The organism is Pseudoalteromonas sp. SR43-2, assembly GCF_014163885.1.
In the GTDB taxonomy this organism is placed as follows: domain Bacteria; phylum Pseudomonadota; class Gammaproteobacteria; order Enterobacterales; family Alteromonadaceae; genus Pseudoalteromonas; species Pseudoalteromonas distincta.
In genome coordinates this window covers 1-3242 of sequence record NZ_JACJED010000041.1, presented here as the reverse complement: position 1 = coordinate 3242, position 3242 = coordinate 1, and the positions used below count along the sequence as shown (strand labels likewise).

The window sequence follows — 3242 nt, the reverse complement described above, 5'->3', positions numbered from 1 at the left end:
TGAGTTGATTGATTGGTATCTACTTTAGTATTCAATATTAACTTCTGGCGAAGTTAAACTGTCACAAAACAAAGACCCGTTTGGGTTGTATGGTTAAGTGACTAAGCGTACACGGTGGATGCCTTGGCAGTTGGAGGCGATGAAGGACGTATTAACTTGCGATAAGCCTAGTCAAGCTAGTAAAAAGCGCTTGAGACTAGGATTTCCGAATGGGGAAACCCACCTGCTTGCAGGTATCGTTAACTGAATACATAGGTTAACGAGGCGAACGCGGAGAACTGAAACATCTAAGTACCCGTAGGAAAAGAAATCAACCGAGATTCCGAAAGTAGCGGCGAGCGAAATCGGAACAGCCCTTAAGCTTATTATGTGTTAATGGAAGGCTCTGGAAAGTGCCACGATACAGGGTGATAGTCCCGTACATGAAAAGACATTTTAAGTGAAATCGAGTAGGTCGGAGCACGTGAAACTTTGACTGAATATAGGTGGACCATCATCTAAGGCTAAATACTCCCAACTGACCGATAGTGAACCAGTACCGTGAGGGAAAGGCGAAAAGAACCCCTGTGAGGGGAGTGAAATAGAACCTGAAACCGTGTACGTACAAGCAGTAGGAGCCCACTTGTTGGGTGACTGCGTACCTTTTGTATAATGGGTCAGCGACTTATATTTTGTAGCGAGGTTAACCGAATAGGGTAGCCGTAGGGAAACCGAGTCTTAACTGGGCGACTAGTTGCAAGGTATAGACCCGAAACCCGGTGATCTAGCCATGGGCAGGTTGAAGGTTGAGTAACATCAACTGGAGGACCGAACCCACTAACGTTGAAAAGTTAGGGGATGACCTGTGGCTAGGAGTGAAAGGCTAATCAAACCGGGAGATAGCTGGTTCTCCCCGAAATCTATTTAGGTAGAGCCTCGGACGAATACTTACGGGGGTAGAGCACTGTTAAGGCTAGGGGGTCATCCCGACTTACCAACCCTTTGCAAACTCCGAATACCGTAAAGTAATATCCGGGAGACACACGGCGGGTGCTAACGTCCGTCGTGAAGAGGGAAACAACCCAGACCGCCAGCTAAGGTCCCAAAGTCATAGTTAAGTGGGAAACGATGTGGAAAGGCCCAGACAGCCAGGAGGTTGGCTTAGAAGCAGCCATCCTTTAAAGAAAGCGTAATAGCTCACTGGTCGAGTCGGTCTGCGCGGAAGATGTAACGGGGCTAAACTATGCACCGAAGCTGCGGATTCAGAATTTATTCTGAGTGGTAGGGGAGCGTTCTGTAAGCGGTTGAAGGTGTACCGGGAGGTATGCTGGACGTATCAGAAGTGCGAATGCTGACATGAGTAACGATAATGGGAGTGAAAAACTCCCACGCCGGAAGACCAAGGGTTCCTATCCCATGTTAATCAGGGTAGGGTAAGTCGACCCCTAAGGCGAGGCCGAAAGGCGTAGTCGATGGGAAACAGATTAATATTTCTGTACTCGATATAATTGCGATGGGGGGACGGAGCAGGCTAAACAAGCATGGCGTTGGTAGTCCATGTGAAAGTGAGTAGGTTGGCGACTTAGGTAAATCCGGGTTGCTATTAAGACTGAGACACGAGACGAGTCACTACGGTGATGAAGTTGTTGATGCCATACTTCCAGGAAAAGCCTCTAAGCTTCAGATTATATGGAATCGTACCCCAAACCGACACAGGTGGTCAGGTAGAGAATACTAAGGCGCTTGAGAGAACTCGGGTGAAGGAACTAGGCAAAATCGTACCGTAACTTCGGGAGAAGGTACGCTCCTATCTGTGATGAGACTTGCTTTCTAAGCGGACGGGAGCCGCAGTGACCAGGTGGCTGGGACTGTTTATTAAAAACACAGCACTGTGCAAAATCGCAAGATGACGTATACGGTGTGACACCTGCCCGGTGCCGGAAGGTTAATTGATGGGGTTATCCTTAGGGAGAAGCTCTTGATCGAAGCCCCGGTAAACGGCGGCCGTAACTATAACGGTCCTAAGGTAGCGAAATTCCTTGTCGGGTAAGTTCCGACCTGCACGAATGGTGTAACCATGGCCACGCTGTCTCCACCCGAGACTCAGTGAAATTGAAATCGCAGTGAAGATGCTGTGTACCCGCGGCTAGACGGAAAGACCCCGTGAACCTTTACTACAGCTTGGCACTGAACATTGAACCTACATGTGTAGGATAGGTGGGAGACTTTGAAGCAGCGACGCTAGTTGTTGTGGAGTCGTCCTTGAAATACCACCCTTGTAGTTTTGATGTTCTAACGTTGGCCCCTGAATCGGGGTTACGGACAGTGCCTGGTGGGTAGTTTGACTGGGGCGGTCTCCTCCTAAAGAGTAACGGAGGAGCACGAAGGTTGGCTAAGTACGGTCGGACATCGTACGGTTAGTGTAATGGTAGAAGCCAGCTTAACTGCGAGACAGACACGTCGAGCAGGTACGAAAGTAGGTCATAGTGATCCGGTGGTTCTGAATGGAAGGGCCATCGCTCAACGGATAAAAGGTACTCCGGGGATAACAGGCTGATACCGCCCAAGAGTTCATATCGACGGCGGTGTTTGGCACCTCGATGTCGGCTCATCACATCCTGGGGCTGAAGTCGGTCCCAAGGGTATGGCTGTTCGCCATTTAAAGTGGTACGCGAGCTGGGTTTAGAACGTCGTGAGACAGTTCGGTCCCTATCTGCCGTGGGCGTTTGAGAATTGAGAGGGGTTGCTCCTAGTACGAGAGGACCGGAGTGAACGAACCGCTGGTGTTCGGGTTGTCATGCCAATGGCATTGCCCGGTAGCTACGTTCGGAACTGATAAGCGCTGAAAGCATCTAAGCGCGAAGCAGGCCTCGAGATGAGTTCTCACTAGACTTTTAAAGTCTCTGAAGGGCCGTTGAAGACTACAACGTTGATAGGCAAGATGTGGAAGTGGTGTGAGCCATTAAGCTAACTTGTACTAATTACCCGTGAGGCTTAACCATACAACGCCAAACGCGTTTTATGCGACAGTTTAGACAGAAGTTAATATAACTAAAGTAGAAATTACTTAGAAAGACTTAAAAAATATTATCAGATATTTTCCAAATTCAGTTAATGCGTAGCGATACGAATTAATGCCCAAATTTGCTTGGTGACAATAGCGTTTTGGACCCACCTGACTCCATGCCGAACTCAGTAGTGAAACGAAACAGCGCCGATGATAGTGTAGCATTTGCTATGTGAAAGTAGGACATTACCAGGCT

The 3242-nt window shown here is 48.6% G+C and carries 2 rRNA genes; both read left to right on the top strand.

What is annotated here, in order from left to right:
• The first annotated feature begins 91 nt into the window (after positions 1 to 91).
• Positions 92 to 2981, top strand: a 23S ribosomal RNA gene (locus tag H5120_RS19960).
• Between the two features lie 145 nt (positions 2982 to 3126).
• A 5S ribosomal RNA gene (gene rrf / locus H5120_RS19955) occupies positions 3127 to 3241 on the top strand.
• Position 3242: the final 1 nt, after the last annotated feature.